This window comes from Pelosinus sp. UFO1, from assembly GCF_000725345.1.
Taxonomy (GTDB): domain Bacteria; phylum Bacillota; class Negativicutes; order DSM-13327; family DSM-13327; genus Pelosinus.
In genome coordinates, this window is sequence record NZ_CP008852.1 from 2,398,352 (window position 1) to 2,419,964 (window position 21,613).

Genomic DNA, 21,613 nt, shown 5'->3' on the forward strand with positions numbered 1-21,613 from the left:
GAAAAAAGTTAAGAATTTGTTCAAATAAGACAATATAATACAGAAAACTTGGCCTTTAGCCAAGTTTTAGTAACTTGTAGCAATGATCCCAATATTAGGTTCATGTAATAAATTCACTATTCCAATTGGCGTGGAAATGAGCGGACGAGTTAAATTACTACTATTAAGCCCGAACACTTTGCCATTTAAACCATTGGTAAGTTTGACTTCACTATCAATCTGATAAGGAATAGCCACTGTATTGAAGGCTTCAATTACATTTTCATCAAAATATACTTTATTACCTTTATTTATTATTTCCATTGCCTCAAATGAAGTAAGTCGTGAACGATAGACTCGATTTGTTGTTAATGCATCATAAACATCTGCCACTGCAACAATTCTTGCTAATGGATGTATTTGTAATTTTGGGATCCCCCAAGGATATCCGCTGCCGTCGCATCGCTCATGATGCTGTAATGCCATAAAATTAATACGATAATCGAGTTGTGTATCTACTTTTAGTACATTATAGCCAAGGGATGCATGTTGCTTAATTTCATTAAATTCTTCTACAGTTAATTTGTCTTGTTTATCAAGAATTGTTTTTGTAATTCTTGTTTTTCCGAAGTCATGTAGTAATCCGCCCATGCCTAAAATACATAATTCTTCATAAGGTAATTCCATTGCAATGCCAATAATGATAGAAAATATTCCTACATTGACACTATGCATAAACAAATAATCACTTGCGCAGTTAACATCATTTAAATACATTAGAATATCCTTATTACTAGCTAATGTAGAGACAATGTCTTCTATATAATTTTGCAATTGTGTTAAATGTTTAGCTAAGCCGTCAGAACTGGTAAAGGCGTTTTCTACATTAGAAATTAACTGCAACCTAGTGTCCATGCTTATTAAATCGCGAAGTTCGTTAATCTCACGATTTGTAAACTTATGGTCACATACATAAACAGAATAAATTTCGTGTTTTATAAGTAAATTAATTATTTCGTTTTTTAATGTCATTCCTGACGCTACAAGTATTCTACCATATTGATCAATTACGTCTTCTGCTAAAATCATTCCCGCTTTGACATCATTTAACAACTTTTGTTGAATCTTCGTTACCTCCCATCAAGGGTATGCTTTATCTTCATGTAGTAGTAAGCCCAATTTTCTTTATGTTAATTCTACATAAATTTCACAATTCCCTTCTATTTCAATGAAAATATTGGATATTATATAATATTAATAAAAACAAAAAAAGTAACCGCCAATATCAGGCGATTACTTTAGATAAATTTGCAACTTTTTATAAATTAATGTTCTTTTCTGTTTTGCTTTTCTTAAAGGATTGTTGCATTTGATCAATTAAAAAATACACTAGTGGAACAATAATTAAAGTTAAGAAAGTGGATGTTATTAGACCGCCAATAAGTACTACACCCATTGAAGAGCGTAATTCGGCACCCGCTCCCAAACCTAATGCTACGGGCATCATACCAAAAATCATGGCCATTGTAGTCATGAGAATTGGCCGCAATCTTAAAACTCCAGCTTCGACCAAAGCATCCTGGATTGACATGCCGTTATTACGTAACTGTATTGTATGGTCAATTAGTAATATTGCATTTTTCGTAACTAGACCCATTAACATGATAATACCAATTAAAGACATCATATTAATTGTTTTACCTGAGATTAAGAGGCCTAGAACGGCACCAACAAGTGAAAAAGGTAGTGAAAGCATAATCGTCAAGGGATGAATAAAGCTTTCAAACTCTGCAGCTAGTACCATGTAGATAAGTACAATAGCCAAAAGTAACGCTTTACCAATTTCTTTGAAAGAATCCTGCATCATCTGCGCTTGGCCTACAAATTTATAGGTATAGCCTAAAGGCAAATTGATCGATGGAATAATTTCTTTAATCTTTGTGAGAACTTCACCTGTAGATACCCCTACTGTATTTGCATAAACGATAACTTGCCTTTGTCGAGATTCGCGGTCAATTTGGGTAGGGCCGGATGAAAACTTTACGTTAGCAATGTCTGCAAGCCGGACAAATCCGCCTGTTTTAGATGATATTCGTAAGTTGGCTACATCAGACATGCTTAACCGATTGCTAGGCTGCATCTGCACACGAATGTCATAATCACTGTCTGCTACATTATATTGATTCTTAGTTGTGATTCCGAGGAATGCCATCTGAATGACCTCTCCGGCAATAGTACTGTTAATCCCTAGCTCAGCTGCTCTGACAGGGTCCAATTTAACTTGCACTTCTGGTTCAGATTGATCACTTGAGATATCTACATCTGTTGTACCAGAAATTTGTTTAATGGCTTCTGCTAAATCAAAAGCACTACGGTTTAAGACCTCTAATTCAGGTCCCCTGATGCCCACCTGAACAGGGCGAGAATCCCCTCTACCCATACCTTGGTTAGATTGTACTGCAACCTTTAAATTTTGGACTGTACGGAATTTGATTCTTAATTGATCCATGATTTGAGACATAGATCGCGATCTATCAGCACTGTCGATTAGTCGTATACCTATGTTTACTTTATTTAATTGCCGGTTTGTGCCAATCAAAACAAACGCAGATTCTAGTTCTGGAATAGATAATACTTCTTTTTCGATTGGCTCTACAAGCTCCTTCATTTTTTCCATAGATGTGCCAGAGGATGCAGTTAACATCACGTTGAACTCTCCAGAATCGTAAGTAGGCTGAAACTCAACACCAATAAACGGTAGTAAAAGTCCGTTAAGGAACAAGGACAATACAGCTAATGCAACTAATTTCTTCGGACGTTTTAGGGCCCATTGAAGAATTAATTTGTAGTTATCTCTTAAGGAAAGGAAGCCAGTCTCCCAAACATCAAGGATTTTTTGCAGCCAACTCCAGCGGCTTTGTAGTGATTCACCATGATTGTTTTTTAGCCAGTAAGCGGCTAAGGTAGGAGTTAAAGTAAAAGCTACAAATAAGGAAAAAGCTACTGCAAAAGCAACGGTAATACCAAACTGTTTAAAAAATTGGCCTATGATTTCTCCCATATTACCTACAGGAACAAACACGGCTAAAATCGATAAAGTAGTAGCAACTACTGCCAAAGAGATTTCGGTAGTACCGACTCTAGCAGCCTCCATAGGTGATAGACCATCTTCCATATGACGGAAGATATTTTCAATGACAACAATAGCATCATCAATCAAAATCCCTACTGCTAAACTAAGCCCCATGAGTGACATATTATTAAGAGTAAAGCCCATTACTTTCATAGCAAAGAAAGTCGCTATGATAGAGGTTGGGATGGCAATGGCTCCAATCATTGTTGCTCGAGTATTTTGTAAGAAGAGAAATGTAATTACCACTGCCAATAAGCCACCAAAGAGCAATGATACCATAACATCTTCCACACTACTGCGAATATACTTGGAGCTATCTCGGACAATAGAAACTTTAATATCTTGTGGTAAGACATTCGTCTGCATGTTTTCCATTGCCCTTTTTACTCGTTCTGCCACATCTACTGTATTTGTACCGGATTGCTTTTGCACAGAAATAATTACACTAGGTGTACCATTTGTATGTGCGTAAACACGTTCTTCGGCCCAGCCATCTTCAATTGTAACAACGTCCTTTAAAGTAATAAGACGGCCGTCTTGATTTGCTACAATTATATTCTTAATCTCATCTACACTTTTATATTTGCCCATTGTACGTACCGTTAATTCGGTACCTTTTTCGTTTACTTTACCACCAGGAGTATTTAAGTTTTGGTCATTAATTGCATCACGGATTTGTTGGAAAGAAATATTATAAGATTCTATTTTTTTAGGGTCAATAAAAATATGAATTTCCCGATCCGTGGCACCAAAAACGTCTACTTGCGCTACTCCGTCCATGCGTTGTAATTCATCTTTTACAACATCAATGGCCAATTTACGTATTTCACCACGACTACGAGTATCAGAGGCTAAACTAAAATAAACAATGGATTGCGCCGTAATATCGAAACGTTGTACAACAGGTTCGTCAATTTGATCAGGTAATCTTTTACGGACCCCTGCCACTTTTTCTCTAATCTCATTAGCCGCTAATTTTGGATTTGTTCCAAACTCAAATTCCAAAGTGACTTGAGAGGTACCTTCACGAGAAACTGAGGATAAAGATTTTATTCCGGAAACGGAACTAACTGCGTCTTCCACTGGTTTAGTAATTAGGCTTTCCATTTCTTCTGGTGAAGCACCTGTGTAAGTTATGGTTACAGTAACAATAGGAAACTCAACATCTGGGTTTAAATCAATTCCCAAGGTAGGATAAGCACCTAAACCAAATACTACGAGTAGCATGACGATCATCGTAGTAAATACAGGCCGCTTAATAAATGTATCAATCATTTAGTTTCCACCCTCTTTGCCGCTAGGAGCAGTTATAGTGGAACCATCTTTTAATTTATTTTGTCCTGCAATTACAATGCGTTCACCATCGTTTAAGCCTGCTAATACTTCAGCCCAACCCTCACCTACATATCCTAATTTTAGAACGCGTTGTTGGACTTTATTTTCATTTGTTACCACATAGACTGTCTTTTGATCTTCACGCATGACTAATGCACTTTCAGGGACAACTAATGCATTTTTATGGACTGTACCAGGAATTACTATTTTACTAAATAAACCAGGTTTCAATATCCCAGAAGTATTAGGAATTGTAATTTCTGCGGTAAATGTTCGGGCTGGCAAAGTTGCTGCCGGAGAGATACGAGTGATTGTTCCGATGTATTCCTTATCTTGTAAAGCATTTACTATGATTTTAACTTGTAAGCCAACTGCAATTTCACTAAGTTCAGATTCACCAAGTGTAGCCTTACCCAATAAAGATGAGACATCAGCGATACTTACGATTTGTGCTCCAGCTTTTGCATATGAGCCAGCTTGTATGTAACGTTTTAAAACAATCCCACTGCGCGGTGCTATAATATTTGCATTGTCTAAACGAGCCTGCAATAAAACAACATTACCTTCTGCTGAACGTACTTGTCCAATCGCCAGATCTCTTTTTGTACGAGCTGTATCTAATGATTGTGCTGATACAGCGCCTTGCTTTGCTAGCGCCTGTGCTCTAGATAAGTCTAATTCGGCTTGTTCCAAACTTGCCTGATTCGAAAGTAAATTACCTTCTGCTTGCATAACTTGTGCTGCTAGCTCATTCGTATCAAGCACACCAATTATCATACCTGCAGTTACAATATCCCCTTCATCAACGTAAAGTTTATCAACTCTACCATCTACTTTAGGCGAAATATCTGCATTCCATAAGGGTTCAAGATTAGCTGAAAATGTTAAAGTAGGAGTAATGTCTCGTCTTGTTACTACTCCTGTTTCGACGGCTGCGCCACGTCCTTGGGAACCTTTGATTGCACGTTCTTTGTTGGCGGAAACATTGTCATAGATTCGGTATGAGATAATACCTAAGAAAACGAGTACTACGAAACCTGTAATAAAGAAAACCTTTTTCTTTTTTGCATTCACTACTATAACCTCCATAAAAAGTTGCATATCCTTATAGTTAATTCGATTTGAATGAATATGTTCCTGTTTATTAACTAAAAAAAATAAGTAATAATTTTAATTATTACTTATTTTTAAATCTAGTATATTTTATTTGGAACTGTAATTTCTTTTAAGACACGAATGACAACATCTTCAGGAACTTGTTTACAGATACTGACCTGCCCAATCTCATTCAGCAATACCCAATTAATCTTATTATCAACTACTTTTTTATCTCTATATAAAAGTGCAAATAATTCGGTTATGTTACATTCAGGTGCAGATAATGGTAATTTGAATTTACTAATAGTATCTTTCAAATTGATAACAGTCATCTCACTGCACATGCCAAGATACTTGCTAATTAACGCTGCGCCATACATACCAATGGCTACAGCCTCGCCATGATTATAGATGGAAAAGCCCGTATTAGCCTCAATAGCATGGCCAATTGTATGTCCAAAGTTTAAAATCGCTCGCAATGAACTCTCTTGCTCATCTTGTTCTACCACCCAGGCCTTTATTTCACAAGATCTACGGATAATTTCGGTTAAGGTACCTGGCTCTTTGTCCAAAATTTGTTGTACATTGTTATTCAGATACATAAAGAAGTTTTTATCTGCGATGACACCGCATTTAATGACTTCTGCTAGGCCAGTGAATAATTCTCTATCGGGTAACGTATGCAGGCAATCAATATCGATTACTACAGTTTTGGGCTGATAAAAAGCACCAATTAGATTCTTCCCTAGGGGATGATTAACTGCAACCTTTCCCCCGACACTTGAATCTACTTGCGAAAGCAGTGATGTTGGTACTTGAATAAAAGGAATACCTCTAAGATAAGTAGCTGCTACAAAACCTGATAAGTCACCAACTACTCCACCACCCAATGCAAGTATAGTTGAATTACGGTCAAGCCCTAAAGCTATGGCTTTTGTGTACAATTCCATAGCTGTATCAAGGCATTTTGAGTGCTCACCTGGTGAAATACAATGTAGCTCTACAATAAAACCAGATTGTTGTAATTGCTTTTTTAGTTCTAACCCATAAATATTTCCTACATTATGGTCTGAAATAATTAAAACTTTTTGATTTACTTTCATATTTTGCATAAGTGTAGCAATTATGTTCTTGTTTGCCACATCAATAAAGATTTTGTAACTTCTGTTTCCTAAATTCACATTAACTTCTGCCACGCAAATAACCTCCCTGCCGTAAAAAAAACATGATTTCGTTAATTACCTGTTGTGGTGAACTATTACTCGTATCAATATGACAATCTGCTTTCTGATATAGTTCCATCCGCTCTTTCAGTAACTTATTAACAATTTGCTCTCGTTTTTCAAAATCATCAAGTAATGGACGAGTATTGCGTCTACCCGTTCTTTCTAGAATCGTTTCGGTAGAAGCAGTTAGGGCGATAATAACACCATTTCGTTTTAAACGGATCATATTCTCGGCTGATAGCACCACACCACCACCAGCTGCAATAACAGTACTATTATAGTGGGATAACCTGGCTATCATTGACCTTTCTTGTTGGCGAAAGTATGTTTCGCCGTAAGCATTAAAGATTTCACGAATGCTCATACCGTTTTCATATTCAATTTTCTTGTCGCTATCAATAAAGGGGCGACCTAGACGATTGGCCAAGAGTCTACCAATCGTTGTTTTCCCTGTTCCCATAAAACCTATCAATACAATATTTCTCATCATATTACCTACAAACTCGTTGGTAACAGTTATTAATCGTTATATCAATTGACATTTTTTTTGAAGCTTGTCTATAAGGTCTACCTATAGTAATAATTTTTGTCATAGTAATTCACCTCAGCGAAAAATAAAGAAAACAATAAGACAAGCGATGTTGTTATTAATATTTCGTGATTAAATTTCACTATTAATAACAGCACCGCCTGTACTTTTTTCAAGGCTTGTGTATACTATTTTACTATATAATTGTAAATATATCTAAAGTTATTTCAATTATTTTTAATATCTGTAGTTTTACTGCTTTCAGCAGGTACTCCAAAACTATAAATTTTAGCTAAAATTTTACTTTCTAAATTGTTTTTACCTGCTTGCATAGAAATGGTATGTACATTTATAAAACGTAGTTCATTTTCAAGTTTATTTAAAAAGTTCATAGATTGTGCAAATGATCCACTTATCAGTATTTCAATAGCATATTCTCTATAGCCTTCTTTGTTAGACGTTTGTGTTGGTTTGACATGACCAAGATGTACACCGCATCCCTTCGATAATTGTTCTATTTGTATAAGAAAATTACTAATACCAGGATTATTCGGTAACATTGCATCAACATTTATAAACTTTTTATCTAATTCTAATGCAAATTGTTCAACATTTGGATGGAGTAATAAAAACTCCTCAATTACTTTTACCTTTTGACGTTCTATATTAGATTGTGCTGTTAATTCTTCGATTTGACTCCATTGAGGCAAGAGTAAAAAAGAATATAAGAACCAAGTTGTAGCTGCTACACTTGCAATAAACAAAATAACTTTATCTTTATTTGATGTTTTATTCCATGAAAAAGAATTCATTATTGCATCCCCTTAAACTTTACCATTATTTCAAATTTAACAATTGATAAAGTCCCATCACTTTCAACCTTGTTCAAATTTGGTTCGGTAAAAATAGGATCATTCTCTAAATTTTTCATTAATTGGGCTACAGCGGGATAGGCTCCTGCCGAACCTTTAATATAGACGACACCTTTATCCGTATTGCTTAAATCAGTAAACCATAAATCCTGAGGCGTTATAGTTACTAAATGTTGTATAATGGAATACCAAGTGCTACGTCCTTTTGTTAAACTCACTACTAAATTATTTTTTTTATCATATAATTGCTGTTTGGCATCCAAATTAATCATCTGGATTCTTGTTGGCTGCAACAATTCATATTGGTTACGAGTAGCTTGCAGTTCTTTTTCGATACTCCAGATTTTATAAGTATTATAACAATATAAACTGCTAAACAGCAAAAGTAATAAGAAAATAGATATAATTAGAAATTGATTTATAGGCCACTTAGGTTGGCGCTCCGCAAGAGGTAAGAGATTGATGGTATTCATCTCTCACCTCCTCGTAAGGATAAACCAATTGCAGTGCTTAATTGAGGTGCTATTTGTTGTAAGTGATTTTTATCAAAAGATGCTGGGATTTCTAATTTTTCCAATGGGTCATGCAATACGATTGGTAAATCTAATTGTGTGGCCAAATAAGGAATCAAATTACTCATTTTTGAGCCACCACCTGTAATATACATCTTATCAATAATTGCTGCGTTATTTTGTAGCTGATAGTATTCAGCAGTGCGACGTATGTCTCTACAAAACTCAGTTAACAGTAACTTTAGTTGTTGATTTACCTCAGCATATTTTCCCGTCATGTCTTCGTTAATCAAATCAAACTGTCCTTGTTTTACTTGCTCTGCTTCAGTATCTGTAAGCTCCTCTACTTCCATAATTACCTCAGTCATACGTTCTCCACCAATCGGAATGTTGCGGATTACAGCAGGGCTACCATTTTGGAATATAGTAACTTGGGAAATCATTTTTCCAATATCAATTATTATAGCATTTTCGGCATTAATAAAAGTACGATATAAAGCCATTGGTTCAACATCAACAGCGACTGGTACTAAGTCAACACTTCTAATAATAGTCGTAAGACTATTAATTAGTTCATGAGGAGCAGCCACTAATAAAACCTTTATTTCCGTCTCAATATCACCCTTACCTACGATAGAAAAATCAAAATAATAACTCTCAGGAGCATAGGGTATATATTTTTCTAAATCCCACTTAATTGCTTCTTGTAATTCTTCTTGCGTCATTACAGGGAAAACTAATTCTCGTGCAAACATTCCTCGGCCACCTACTGCGACAACAACATGCTTACTAGAAATTTTGATAGTGGCAAGCAATTTACTTAGAATATCACTTAAAAGGTTACTGTTAATGATACGCCCATCTTCAATGACTTTTGGTGGTAAGGTTTGAATACCAAAGTTTTTTAATACGGGTTGCTCTTTCGTCCATACGATTTCAACAACTTTTATGGCACCTGTACCAATATCAATACCAATCGTATTTGATGTCTTTTTTAATAAAAATCTTTCGATTTTTTTCCACATAATACTCACCTATTTTTCCGCATGATGGGGTTGCTTTTTCACTATTTTAATGGCTTGGGTAATAGCAGATACGACATCGACGTGAAACTGTTGGTCCAATGAACTTATTTTAGTATAGGTTTCACCTGTAGAAGTTGCAACATAACGAGTCGGCAAAGCATTCAGAGCTAAGGCGGCAATATCATACTGGCATCGCTGGCAAGTACACATAGTAGGGTTTGCCTGAATAACAATCTCAAGTTTTTCCATAACTAGTTTTTCCATATAATTTTTAAGTTCCATAATACACATCTCCTTAATAATCCCAAGTAATTTCAAAAGGACTTGCTATGTCAGTTGGCAGATTGAAAAATTGTATAATATTGTTATCATAAATAACAGTGGCATCCTCTACATTAAGTTTTCCACCGACAGAAATACAGCCTGTAATTTCTGCACTCGTATCAATTTGCCCATTACCTTTCGCTAATAAGATAGCTTTGTTTAGGATAGCATGATCTGAGATGATAATATTTCCACCTGCAACTATCATAATATTGCCGAGTATTTGAGATTTTGTATCAATTATGACATTGTTTTTCACGTAGATTAAACCGTTTCCTAGTAAGTAGCTATTATTTTTCATAATAAAATTGTCATTTGCAAATGATAGGTTATCAGTTAGAGTATAAGTTTGTCCATCAAGAAAATCATGCAAAAGGCTACTATTCCTATAGTCATTTTCATTGTAAGCAGGTATTTTAATAATTGGTACATTATAGTTTATCATACCATTTATTGTTGTTTCATTGTAACTTATTTTAGTAGAATCCCGAATAAATATATCACCGATTATTTCACAATTGTTACTCAAAGTAATGTTGTCATTACTACGGAGTGATCCAGTAATCATAGTGTTCGTAATGCTTAAATTGGCAGTGGAGAACAAAGCATAATTAAAAACACTACTAGCTACTACTGGTAAAAGCACCTTGCCAATAATTTGGCGTTTTGCTTTATTAACTGTTCCAATGGATCGAATGAGGCGTACATTTTTGTTAGTAGTTTTAGAATCCGGTCCTATTTTAACATTATAACTTCCAATTGGTGATAACGTACCAAGAATTTCGAACGTGGTTATAAAATCCTTGCTCTCAGTTTGGCTTTTGAATTCATCATCTATTTTTAGCTTAGTAATAGCCCATTGTATTCCAGCCTCAGCTACGTATTGTGCAGCAACTCCATCTCGATGATTCGTTGCTATTTCCAACTCTATTCTGCTGCGTGTCATCATGCCAAGGCCTATTAGTCCTAATAACATCATAGCAATAATCCCTAACAATGCTGCCGAACCTCGCTTATTGTTCATTAAGCATGCCACCTTTATTTAAAGGGTAACAGGCTGTATGAAGCAGCTTTTTTTCGCCAGTATTCTCGTCAGTTGTTTCTAATGTTATCATTACCGCTTTTGGATTTTCACTCTCCGGATAAGCAAGAAAATCTAAGTTGGTTACAAAATTTTCTGTTATCGGATTACTGGATATCCCCCCTGCAGGTTTTGTCTTAGTTTTATCTATAATAATATATATGGTTTTGGAATGAGTTCCGCCACCTAATTGAAAGGTATTATTTTCCCCACTTGGTTTGGTAATAAGTAAAGAGGATTTATTCTTAAAAGTGATTTGCTGAGCATAGCGTATTTCTCGAGCTATACTATCCATTGCTAGGCGTGCTGTTTGCTGAATATTCTCTTGATTTCTATTAAATATCCAAAGTCTTAAAGATTCGGAAAACAAATCTGCGATACCAGAAAGTAACGTAAGCATTAGCGTGATACTAATTAATAATTCTACTAGAGTCAATCCATCTTGTGCAGTAAGGTATGCTTTTTTCATGGGACACCACCTCTTTTGCTAACAAAATGCTATTAGTTAAGGGTAGGATAAAATGCAACAAACTGTAGATTGCACTCTCTATTCCTCTCCTTCCAAGAAGCAATAATATTCACCTGCACAAGATGACTGTCTAGTGTAGATAAAGTTGCTTGTGAGGTTAATGTGTATTTTGATGGTGGTAGTAAACGATTTACTTGCCACGGTATTTGACAAGGCAGTGCCAGCTCTGCCCAATATTCAGGAGATTTAGTTTTTAATAATTCTAATTGTTGTTGCATGAGATTCGCAGCACGGGTATAGTCAGCAGCTTCAGCACTGGTCTGTATTGATTGCGTAAACAAACCAGAAATTGGTACTAAGGCTACACAGACAAGAAAAATTGCGATTATCACATCAGCTAACATGAACCCCCGATTTTCCTTCAGAACATTCATATGAGTACCTCCCCCTTATTCTTCAGGTTGTGTACTTATAGAGCTACTGATACGCACTCGTCCAGTGACTGGCGCAAGAATAACATACTTCGACTCTTTTAGTTTAGGGCTATAAAGAGCAACTGATTGCGCACTATTTTTAGGTGCTCCATTCAAGCTAAAAGAAATAGAGGAAAACTGCCCGGATAAATTTACTGATGGTGGAAAGGTAACAGCTTTTATTCTTTGGGTATTCGCAGTAATATAATAGCCATAAGGAGCCGTATATTTAAAAATTAATACATAAGCAGTTGTATCTACACCCGAATTTATAGATATCTGCTGTAACCAACGAATGTCTGCAACTAATTGACGAGTGCTATTCTCAAGCTCTTGTTTTGCTAAGGATTGACCAATTGTTGGCACTGCCATACTAGAAAAAATGCTGAGTATAGCAATACATAGCAGAAGTTCAATAAGGGTTACACCTCGTTGCATGGGATATAGCCACCTTATTATAATCGTTCCAAATACCAAGTAATAATTTCATTTCCGTATAAGCTACTAATTAAGGCACCTAGGGCGATAAAGGGACCAAAGGGTATGAAATCTTTACGGTTTTTTAACTTAAAAGCTAATAATAATAAGCCGCCTACACCACCAATTATAAAAGATAATAGTAAGGTTAGAAGTAAGTATTGCCATCCCAACCAAATACCAAGAGCTGCAGCAAACTTAATATCGCCGCCTCCCATGCCACCACGGCTGATTACGGCAATGAAAAGTAATAATCCACCACCAAGGAAACTGGCGATAATCATGTCCCAGATGTCTAGGCTATTTGTCCACAAATTTATAACAACACCAGCCCCAAATAGCCATAGTAAAACTTTGTCTAATATAAGTTGGTGATCATAGTCAATGAAAGTAATAACAAGTAAAAAGGATGTAAGAATAAGGGTTTTGAAAAGTTCTAAAGAGATCCCCAATATATACAGACACCAGACAAAAAGGCCTGCGGTCAATATTTCTACGATAGGATAGCGCGACGAAAAGGAAACACCACAATAGCGGCAACGACCGCGGGATAAATGATAACTAAGGACAGGAATTAGATCCCATGGTTTAAGATGTGTATTGCATGTCATACAGTGAGAAGAAGGCGTAAGGATAGATTGGTTTTGCGGTAGACGGTAGATGCAGACGTTGAGGAAGCTACCAATGATGAGACCTAGAGTAAAGAAAAATAGTTCAATATACAATTGAATTCTCCTTAGCAATTTTATCTATTAAAATGCAAATAAATACTATAAATCTGTCAAGAAAACCATCAAGGCGACTACAAGAAGCCGCCTTGATGGGATATTGTTTCTAGTTGAAAATATTTCTCAACTTCCCACAGACGAATATATTTACTGTATCGCTTCACTGCCTGGAGATTTAGTGGCAGTACCTGCCGAATTTTTTCCTGATAATTTGTATGAAGAACTTGAAGCTACTGTTGATCCACTTGCTGCTCCTTCATCTGTAGGTGTATAACTCATATCTTCACCTTTAGCATCTTTAGGAACTTCGGCTATAAGTTTATCTGTAACTAAAGTAGCCAAGGTTGCAGGATATTTTTTAGGAGTAGTGGTTGAGTTAGCATAGCTCATCATTAGTGCGCCGTCGAGAGTTCGTAAATCAGCTGTCAGCTTAGCATCTTTTGCTGACGCTGTTGCACCGGTCATTTTAGGTATGGCAATTGTAGCTAAAATACCAATTATTGCAATTACTACCATCAACTCTACTAATGTGAACCCTTTTTGATTTTTCATTTTTTTTCTTAAATTGATTAACATAGATTTACCTCTTTTCAATTTTTTATAAATATCAACAATTATTGTAATCCGAATGAAACGATTCACCTCCTTACATTAAAACAAATTTTACACATTACTAAAATTTGTTATGACATCAAAGAGTGGTATCATAATAGAAATCACAATTAAACCAATCACCACTCCCAATACCCCAATAATTACAGGCTCAATGATGCTACTTAGACGGCTAATCACATCATCTACATCATTCTCATAAAAATCAGCAATTTTTTCTAGCATTTTGTCCAAGGCACCACTTTCTTCGCCTATGGATACCATTTGGATGACCATAGGAGTGAAGACTTTACTTTGGGCTAAGGTTGTGGCTAGTCCCATGCCTTCTTTGATACCACTTTGGGCTTGTTCTAAGGCTTTCGTCATACTAAGATTACCAATAGTTTTCTGGACTACTTCTAAGGCAGTAATGATAGATACGCCACCGTGTAGCAAAGTACTCAAGGTACGACTAAAGCGAGCAATACCAACTTTCCGGGACAACATACCAACAATGGGGATCTTTAGTGTTAAGGCATCTATATATTTTTGCGTATCTTCTCGCTGATAGGCAATCTTGAAGCCGTAAACGCCAGCGATAACGGCTATTAAGAGAAAAGGAGCATAATTACGTAAGAAAGCACTAATTGCTAATAAGATACGAGTTAGTAATGGTAACTCCATCTTCATATTGTCAAACATTTGTACAAATGTGGGTAAAACAAAGGTTAGGATAAATACTACAGATAAAACTGCCATAGCACTTACGACAGCAGGATAAGTCAGAGCAGATTTGATCTTCTCATTCATTTTGTGTTCTTTTTCAAAATGATTTGCCAAACGACCGAGTACATCATCGAGCACCCCACCAACCTCTCCAGCTTCTACCATGTTAATCATAAGCCCAGGGAAGATACGAGGGTGATCCCCTAAAGAACGTGATAAAGTTTCCCCTTCCTTGACTTTTTTATAAACATCCTGGAGTGCCTTTTTCATCCGAGGATTATCAGTTTGTTCAATGAGTACATTAAGACATGACACTAGAGGTAAACCTGCATCGATCATCGTAGAAAATAACCGACAAAAAATAGATATTTCCTTTAGACTAATACGCTGTAAGTTATCGATAAAAGAGCGTATTGCACTAGTGCTACCTTCTTCTTTAAGCTGAGTAATAAAATAGCCTTTTTCACGAACGTGCAGAGCTACGGCATGTTCATTCTCAGCCAAAATACTGCCTGTCAGCACTTGTCCATTACGGTCTTTTGCTCTATAGGCAAAATTTCTAGCCACTCAAAATCTCCTACTTTCCTTTTTAACTATTAGCGAGACGAGCGAAGGTTTCCTCATCAATGGCTCGCATGGCTGCTTCCCCATAAGATACAATTCCACGTCGATATAGATCTCTTAGGGCCATGTCCATTGGTTGCATGCCAAACTTTGCTCCCGTTTGAATCACCGAAGTTAACTGGTGGGTTTTACCTTCCCGAATCATGTTGCGTACTGCAGGCGTGGCGATTAGTATTTCTAAAGCAGCAATCCTACCTAGTTGATCAATGCGAGGCAAAAGTTGCTGGGCAACAATTCCTTGTAATGTGACGGAAAGTTGAATACGAATTTGCTGCTGTTGATGGGCGGGAAAAGCGTCGATAATACGGTCAATAGTCTGGGCGGCACTGCCAGTATGCAGGGTGGCAAATACCAAATGTCCTGTCTCTGCTGCTGTAATGGCAGTAGCTATTGTTTCGGGATCACGCATTTCCCCTACCAAAATAACATCAGGATCTTCCCGTAGTGCAGCCCTTAGAGCAATTGTAAAAGATTTTGTATCTGAATGCATTTCACGCTGATTTACAATAGATTGATTGTGTTTATGTAAGTATTCGATCGGGTCTTCCAGAGTTAGGATATGGCAGGACCTTTCCTTGTTAATCAAATTAATCATCGCTGCTAACGTTGTGGATTTACCACTACCAGTAGGCCCAGTAACTAGGACCAGCCCTCTAGCTTGAGAGGCTAGATTTTTAAGCACAGGCGGATGCCCTAATTCTTCCAAAGTAGGCACAGTTTCATTTACAACACGAATGACAATGGCCGTTGAACCACGTTGCCGGAAGGCATTTACCCGGAAACGGCTTAGACCGAAAATAGCAAAAGAAAAGTCAATTTCACCATGGTCTTTAAAATACAACTGTTGTTCTGGTTTGGTAATGGAGAAAAATAATTCCTCCGTATCCTTGACTGTGAGCACCTTGTGTTCTGCCCGTACCAAATTACCATTGACTCTCAATATAGGTGGTACTCCTACCGTAATATGTAAATCTGAAGCCCCACTTTTTACGGCTTGATGTAATAATTTTTCCATTAGAGTTCCTCCCCGTTACTTCCAGCATAGGCCACCCGCATCACCTCTTGAACATCTGTCAAACCAGCTAAGGCTTTTTGAATCGCATCCTGGCGCATAGTAGTCATACCCTGTTTAACAGCAATGTTACTAATTTCGTCACTAGAAGCTTTACGGCTAATCGCTTCTCGTATTTGAGCGGTTATAGGCATTAGTTCATGAATGGCCATTCGTCCCCGATAGCCCGTATGATTACAACGTGCGCAGCCTACTCCCCTATGTAGTGTAATTTGTGCGTCGGGTCCGATACCTAAGAAGAGCCGTTCTAAAGAATCAGAATTAGGTATATAACCTTCTTTGCATTCGGGACATATTAACCTGACTAACCGTTGTGCTACAACACCTAAAACAGACGAAGCTACAAGAAAAGGCTCAACATTCATATCTAGTAAACGGGTGATAGTCCCTGCTGCATTATTTGTATGTAAGGTACTAAAGACTAGATGGCCAGTCAAGGCCGCTCGAATCGCAATATCCGCAGTTTCGCTATCACGTATCTCGCCTACTAACACAATATTAGGATCTTGGCGCAATACGGAACGAAGTCCGCTAGCAAAGGTAAGACCAGCTTTAGGATTGACTTGTACCTGATTTACACCAGCCAAACGATATTCTACAGGATCTTCTAGGGTAATAATATTTTTACTGGGTGAATTCACTTTAGTTAACGTAGAATAGAGAGTCGTCGTTTTTCCTGATCCAGTGGGACCTGTAACTAAAACCATGCCATAGGAATGGGAACATAATTTGTGATACATAGTAAAGTTTTCAGGGGAAAAGCCAAGTTTATTAAGATCCAAAATAACTGCTTTCTGATCTAATAGCCGCATGACGACTTTTTCTCCCATAATGGTAGGTAGAGTTGATACTCGCACGTCCACATTATGGCCTGCTTCTTTCACTTTGATTCTGCCATCCTGGGGTATCCGCTTCTCCGCGATGTCCATATCACTCATAATTTTAATTCTAGCAACAATTGCAGGATGAATGTCTCGCGGAAAGCTGCCAACTTCTCTTAACATGCCATCTACACGATAGCGAACTCGGAGTGTCTTATCTTGTGGTTCAATATGTATGTCACTAGCCATGTCCTTAATGGCTTGGTTCATAAGAGAATTGACCAAGCCAATGATAGGCGCATCATCTGCTGTTTGGAGTTCGGCTGTTAATGCCATATCTTCTGGTCGCATATTATTGACAGCCTTTTGCACTAAATCTTGGACACCATAAGATTCTCTTATGGCTCGTAAAATATCTTTTTCCGTGGCGATAACTGGTTCTACATCAAAACCAGAAGCCATACGAATGTCATCAATGGCATAAAAATTAGTAGGATCAACCATAGCTAGGGTAATTTTATTACCAGCTATTTTTATCGGAATCACTTGGTGTCGTTCTGCTAAATTCACTGGAACAAGAGCTGCTGTTGCTGGCTTTATAACAATATTTGATAAATCCACATGAGGTACGCCTAATTGAAACTCAAGAACTTGAATCATGGCATCTTCGGATACATAATTAAGATCGCTCAATACTTTACCTAGCCGTTTATTGTCCTTTTTTTGAATCTTTAGTGCTTCCTCTAATTGTTGTTGTGTGATTAGATTTGTCTCAAGCAACAAATCACCCAGTCTTTTTCGTTTCATTTTCCACCTACCTATTCATAAAAAAAGCAACCGAACAGCAAATACATTCATATTTTAATTAAATGCATAAAGTTAGTCGGTTGCACTACTTGTTCCATCCTAGATAAAGTGCCCAAATACATCACGGATTTCATCACAACTATCTATATCAACTTTTATATCCAGCATTCGCTAAAATAATGTCAATTTATTACCAAAAATGCTAAATAATAGATTTATAATTATGTAAAGATTACTCTTATTACTTAGAAGTGTGTGCTGTTAAAAATATAATGACTTCCGTTTCTGATTTCGAATTATGTACACTTTTAAATAATGTTCCGATCAAAGGCAATTCACTTAAGAAAGGTACATTATTATTTGTTTTGGATTCTTCACTACCAATAAGACCGCCAATTACCATTGTCTCACCATCGTTCATGCAGACCGTAGTTTCAGCTTCGCGAGTAGTAATACGATAATTTTTAATATCAGATACTAAAGTTGGAGTACTCACTTCCGTACGAACTTTAGCAGTCACAGTACCTTCAGCGGTAATGGTGGGGGTATAAGTAAGTTTAATACCTGCGTCAACATATTCTACAGTAGTGGTTGTTTTACCGTTTTCTGTTTTTTCTGTGAGCACAGGGATGTGATCTCCAATTAAAATACGTGCTTCCTTGCCATTAATGGTAGTTACCTTAGGACTTGCTAAAATCTTAGCATTACCATTGCTAATAAGAGCATTGATCTTTGCCTGGTAGTAAAACTCATAGGGGACTCCTGCAGGACTACTACCAAATCTTATAGTACCTTTATGTGCTGTCCGAGTAATTGTGGTCTTTGCGGGTGTTGTTACTTTACCGTTACTATCTCGTACTTCATCTGTTGTTTCAACTTCAGGGTACTGGGGCGTCACATCCCATGACCAATCAATTCCTAGATCTTTTGTTTTAGCTTTATTTATGGCTACTACTTTCGCTTCCAGGGTTACCTGCTGTTGCGGAATATCAAGATCTGTTAATAGTGTTTTAATACGAGCACAGCCTGTAGGTGAACCACTAACAAGTAAGGAGTTTGATACTTCATCTATCTCTGCTTTTAGTTTGAGACTTCCCATAATAGGTTCTAGAGATTTTTTTATATCAACAGCACGAATATAACGAAGTTTATAGACTTCTGTTATACCCATGTCAGCAGGTTCGATAATGTAGGAATCACCTATTTTTCGATACGATATTCCCTTAGCAGAAGTGATTAGGGCCAAAGCATTTTCAAAGGTTATATTATTAATTTTCATGGTAATATTACCTTTGATCGAATCATCAATAATCATATCAACATTTCCAATTGTGGCAAGAGTATGTAGGACTACACGCACATCTTCATCCATGAAATTAAGGTTAATACTTTGAGGAGATGCCATTGCCATACTAGAAATCCCTATAGAGAGAAAAAGTACTAACAAGCATATAAATATCTTGTATCTCATTTTCTTCCTCCTTTTTTCCCGGGAGTTTCTAGGGATAATACGAGCTGGCTATCATTATCTTTAAGAATAACAGTATCATCCTGAATCGCAACCAGTTGGTATGTATCTATAAATTCATATAACTGGTAGGCTTTACTTTTGTTCGCTGATTGAATAACTGCTAAACGCTGATTATCGGTACTAACTATACCAGTCAGTGTAACAGATTCTTTGGCTTTAATTGGGGTAATTAGTTTTTCACTCGCGGTAGGTTCTCTATTTGAACTAGGAACCTTTGAAAATCCTTGATCTCTTACGTTGTTAGTAATTGGTATTTTTTCTTGAAATTCGGAAGGTATAAGGAAAGGATCACGAAACACTTGGTTTGTTTGATTACCTTGTTGTCCAACAAGCATAATAGCCTTATTGGTGGAGCTCTTAACAACTCCCGTATTTGCTTGTTTAGGAATAGTAGGTGCCGTCACTACTTCGGTAGGTGTTATATACATTGTGATGATAAATACGATGCTTCCCACTCCGAGAATTATGCCTAGACGTTGTTTGGCTGTAAATTTTCCAATTTGAGCTGATAATTCCAAAGTTGTCCACCCCTACTATACTAAATAAGACCTAGCAATTTTTCTCTTATTTACTTAAAAAATTACTGATAATTGCGACAAATAAAAAGGATATTATAATGCAATTTATCATAATAAAATTTCAAAATAAAGGCTCGGGTCCTGGGACCCAAGCCTTTATGTCCTAATTATGTATATTCTAACCAATTTTGTAAATTCCTGCTTTAAAATAAGGTGTTTTGTTATTTTTTTACATATATTTTGATAAAATATTCGACATAATAGTACGCGGTGCTTGCTTATCTGTCCATAGTTCAAATGCTAAGGCCCCTTGCTCTACCAACATTCCTGCTCCATTAATGATTCTATAGCCACGAATTTGAGCTGAGTTTAAAAAAGCAGTAATTGGCGGATTATATATTAAATCACAGATAGTAGCGTCCTTATTTACATTCTCCCATAGAATAGGCAACTCTTCTTTTTCACTAGTTGACATACCAATGGGAGTCGAGTTAATCAGAATATCGCATTCTTTGACTTGGTTAGTAAAAGTACTATCTCGCCAGTTACAGCCTAATAAATTTTTAAAATTTGGGAAAAAATTGGTGAACTCTTGTGCCTTTAGAGAGTTTCTTGTGCCAATGGTGATTTGGTGTATGCCATTTTGTATGAGACCAGAGGCGACAGCTCTTGCTGCGCCACCAGCGCCCATAACAACAGCTTTCTTACCCCTTATAGTTACATTCTTTCTTGTTAACGACTGGATAAATCCTTGAGCATCCGTATTGTAACCAATACATTTTCCTTCTTTTATAAGAATTGTATTCACCGCTCCCACAAACTGGGCACTAGGATCAATTTCATCAAGGTAAGACATAATAGCAACCTTATGTGGTATGGTGACGTTTGCACCAGTAAAGTCCATGGCTTTTAAACCAGCCACAGCTTGAGCCAATTTTTCTGGTTCAACAGGTAATGGTACATAAACATAATCAAGATCGAGTGCTGTAAAAGCTGCATTATGCATGAGGGGGGATAAGGAATGTCCCAAAGGCCATCCTAAAATGCCTATTTTTTTTGTCTTACTGGTAATCATAACCTTACCTCCATTTATTGGATATTTCCTGGAAATATATGTAATCTATTTTAATAACCCCTTAGTTTTTAATAATCCTACAGCCAATTTTTCTAATCGACGAGTAATTTTGGTACCAATGAATTCTTTTGCACTGAGAGGTTTAACCCAAATGGTAACTAAACCTAAACGATTACCACCAAGTATATCAGTGAATAATTGATCACCGATAACAGCCACTTGGTTTGGAGATAATTCCATTGTTGCGATTGCTTGGCGAAAGCCTTTCTTAGCAGGTTTATAAGCTCTAGATACAAAGGGTGCATTAAAAATAGTAGCTATACTTTTCACCCTTTTCCCCATATTATTTGATAAAAAACATATTTTAAAACCTTCAGCCAGCAAGGTATTTAACCATGCGATAATTTCAGGTGACATTTCTTGGCTATCCCAAGGAATGATGGTATTATCTAAATCAAAAATGATCCCTTTAATACCTCGGCTTTTTAAATGATTGTATTCAAGGTCGTGTAAGGAATTATAAATTAAGTTTGGACATAAAAGACTATACAAAGAATCTGTACCTCCATAATTAAGGATCGTTCACT

The 21,613-nt window shown here is 36.7% G+C and carries 22 protein-coding genes and 1 riboswitch; all 22 genes read right to left on the reverse strand.

The genetic code is table 11. The annotated features are described in order from the left end of the window. Positions 1-66: 66 nt before the first annotated feature. A complete protein-coding gene (locus tag UFO1_RS11210) occupies positions 67-1,092 on the reverse strand; it encodes an HD-GYP domain-containing protein (RefSeq protein WP_236639385.1) in 1,026 nt (341 codons plus the stop codon). Between the two features lie 205 nt (positions 1,093-1,297). After that, the gene (locus tag UFO1_RS11215) at positions 1,298-4,387 is read right to left on the reverse strand and encodes an efflux RND transporter permease subunit (protein ID WP_038670843.1); all 3,090 of its coding nucleotides are present in this window, start codon (positions 4,385-4,387) and stop codon (positions 1,298-1,300) included. Further along, positions 4,388-5,521, reverse strand: coding sequence for an efflux RND transporter periplasmic adaptor subunit (locus UFO1_RS11220; protein WP_038670845.1), 1,134 nt, complete (start codon positions 5,519-5,521; stop codon positions 4,388-4,390). It lies immediately after the preceding gene. A 119-nt stretch (positions 5,522-5,640) separates the two neighbouring features. Then, the gene (gene aroB, locus UFO1_RS11225) at positions 5,641-6,741 is read right to left on the reverse strand and encodes a 3-dehydroquinate synthase (RefSeq protein ID WP_038670847.1); all 1,101 of its coding nucleotides are present in this window, start codon (positions 6,739-6,741) and stop codon (positions 5,641-5,643) included. After that, the gene (locus tag UFO1_RS11230) at positions 6,728-7,258 is read right to left on the reverse strand and encodes a shikimate kinase (RefSeq protein WP_038670849.1); all 531 of its coding nucleotides are present in this window, start codon (positions 7,256-7,258) and stop codon (positions 6,728-6,730) included. Before UFO1_RS11230 ends, aroB begins: the two co-directional genes overlap by 14 nt. A 269-nt stretch (positions 7,259-7,527) precedes the next feature. Continuing rightward, positions 7,528-8,112 carry a type 4a pilus biogenesis protein PilO gene (locus tag UFO1_RS11235; RefSeq protein ID WP_038670851.1) on the reverse strand — a complete coding sequence of 195 codons (585 nt, stop codon included), beginning with the start codon at positions 8,110-8,112 and terminating at the stop codon, positions 7,528-7,530. After that, positions 8,112-8,645: a PilN domain-containing protein gene (locus tag UFO1_RS11240; RefSeq protein ID WP_038670853.1), complete on the reverse strand. Its 534-nt coding sequence runs from the start codon at positions 8,643-8,645 to the stop codon at positions 8,112-8,114. Before UFO1_RS11240 ends, UFO1_RS11235 begins: the two co-directional genes overlap by 1 nt. After that, positions 8,642-9,709, reverse strand: coding sequence for a type IV pilus assembly protein PilM (gene pilM, locus UFO1_RS11245; RefSeq protein WP_038670856.1), 1,068 nt, complete (start codon positions 9,707-9,709; stop codon positions 8,642-8,644). The genes UFO1_RS11240 and pilM overlap by 4 nt, the downstream gene beginning before the upstream one ends. Before the next feature lie 9 nt (positions 9,710-9,718). Then, positions 9,719-9,991, reverse strand: a complete 273-nt coding sequence (locus UFO1_RS11250; protein ID WP_038670858.1) for a late competence development ComFB family protein — start codon at positions 9,989-9,991, stop codon at positions 9,719-9,721. A 13-nt stretch (positions 9,992-10,004) separates the two neighbouring features. Beyond that, positions 10,005-11,057 carry a hypothetical protein gene (locus UFO1_RS25560; protein WP_071842009.1) on the reverse strand — a complete coding sequence of 351 codons (1,053 nt, stop codon included), beginning with the start codon at positions 11,055-11,057 and terminating at the stop codon, positions 10,005-10,007. Beyond that, positions 11,047-11,583 carry a PilW family protein gene (locus UFO1_RS11260; RefSeq protein ID WP_038670860.1) on the reverse strand — a complete coding sequence of 179 codons (537 nt, stop codon included), beginning with the start codon at positions 11,581-11,583 and terminating at the stop codon, positions 11,047-11,049. The genes UFO1_RS25560 and UFO1_RS11260 overlap by 11 nt, the downstream gene beginning before the upstream one ends. Before the next feature lie 32 nt (positions 11,584-11,615). Continuing rightward, positions 11,616-12,017, reverse strand: a complete 402-nt coding sequence (locus UFO1_RS11265) for a hypothetical protein (RefSeq protein WP_038670862.1) — start codon at positions 12,015-12,017, stop codon at positions 11,616-11,618. A 15-nt stretch (positions 12,018-12,032) separates the two neighbouring features. Next, complete coding sequence (locus tag UFO1_RS11270; protein ID WP_038670863.1) at positions 12,033-12,494, reverse strand: Tfp pilus assembly protein FimT/FimU; 462 nt, start codon at positions 12,492-12,494, stop codon at positions 12,033-12,035. A gap of 17 nt (positions 12,495-12,511) precedes the next feature. Next, positions 12,512-13,258: an A24 family peptidase gene (locus UFO1_RS11275; protein ID WP_236639386.1), complete on the reverse strand. Its 747-nt coding sequence runs from the start codon at positions 13,256-13,258 to the stop codon at positions 12,512-12,514. Between the two features lie 150 nt (positions 13,259-13,408). Further along, entirely contained in the window at positions 13,409-13,837 is a 429-nt protein-coding gene (locus tag UFO1_RS11280; RefSeq protein ID WP_038670865.1) for a competence type IV pilus major pilin ComGC, read from the reverse strand. 87 nt (positions 13,838-13,924) lie between these two features. Then, positions 13,925-15,145, reverse strand: coding sequence for a type II secretion system F family protein (locus UFO1_RS11285; protein ID WP_038670867.1), 1,221 nt, complete (start codon positions 15,143-15,145; stop codon positions 13,925-13,927). Between the two features lie 22 nt (positions 15,146-15,167). Beyond that, positions 15,168-16,217, reverse strand: a complete 1,050-nt coding sequence (locus UFO1_RS11290) for a type IV pilus twitching motility protein PilT (RefSeq protein ID WP_038670869.1) — start codon at positions 16,215-16,217, stop codon at positions 15,168-15,170. Beyond that, on the reverse strand, positions 16,217-17,902 hold the full coding sequence (locus UFO1_RS11295) for a GspE/PulE family protein (RefSeq protein WP_071842010.1): 1,686 nt from the start codon (positions 17,900-17,902) through the stop codon (positions 16,217-16,219). The genes UFO1_RS11290 and UFO1_RS11295 overlap by 1 nt, the downstream gene beginning before the upstream one ends. Positions 17,903-17,967: 65 nt before the next feature. Next, positions 17,968-18,052, reverse strand: a riboswitch (cyclic di-GMP riboswitch). A gap of 91 nt (positions 18,053-18,143) precedes the next feature. After that, positions 18,144-19,373, reverse strand: a complete 1,230-nt coding sequence (locus UFO1_RS11300) for a secretin N-terminal domain-containing protein (RefSeq protein ID WP_038670871.1) — start codon at positions 19,371-19,373, stop codon at positions 18,144-18,146. Then, positions 19,370-19,951, reverse strand: a complete 582-nt coding sequence (locus UFO1_RS11305; protein WP_038670873.1) for a hypothetical protein — start codon at positions 19,949-19,951, stop codon at positions 19,370-19,372. The genes UFO1_RS11300 and UFO1_RS11305 overlap by 4 nt, the downstream gene beginning before the upstream one ends. 229 nt (positions 19,952-20,180) lie before the next feature. After that, positions 20,181-21,026 (reverse strand): shikimate dehydrogenase, encoded by an 846-nt coding sequence (locus UFO1_RS11310; protein WP_038670875.1) that lies wholly within the window; start codon positions 21,024-21,026, stop codon positions 20,181-20,183. A gap of 45 nt (positions 21,027-21,071) precedes the next feature. Next, positions 21,072-21,578, reverse strand: coding sequence for a YqeG family HAD IIIA-type phosphatase (locus UFO1_RS11315; RefSeq protein ID WP_038670877.1), 507 nt, complete (start codon positions 21,576-21,578; stop codon positions 21,072-21,074). Between the last annotated feature and the right edge of the window lie 35 nt (positions 21,579-21,613).